Source organism: Vibrio marinisediminis, assembly GCF_014050145.1.
GTDB lineage: Bacteria > Pseudomonadota > Gammaproteobacteria > Enterobacterales > Vibrionaceae > Vibrio > Vibrio marinisediminis.
On record NZ_JACFYF010000292.1, the window covers coordinates 1 to 261 of the forward strand.

The 261-nt window shown below is 32.6% G+C and carries 1 protein-coding gene; it reads right to left on the reverse strand.

Annotated features, from left to right (window positions below; all coding sequences use genetic code 11):
• Positions 1-261 (reverse strand): PLP-dependent transferase (locus H2O73_RS24150; RefSeq protein ID WP_182110822.1); only part of this gene is annotated, 261 nt, incomplete at both ends.

The window sequence follows — 261 nt, forward strand, 5'->3', positions numbered from 1 at the left end:
TCAACACGAACACTTAAAGTTTCTAAGCTCTTAGATAACACCCAAGCATTAAAAGGTGATAATGCAGGCCCAGTATTTCTTGAAAATAAGTAAATTTCCCTTATTAAATCAGATTTACCAATAGTAACTCCACCTAATACTCTTCCTTGTCCGTCAATTAATTTAGTAGCAGAATGAATTACCAAATCAGCTCCGAAAGCTATAGGATTTTGAAGGTATGGAGTAGCAAAACAGTTATCTATTATCAACAATAAATTATGT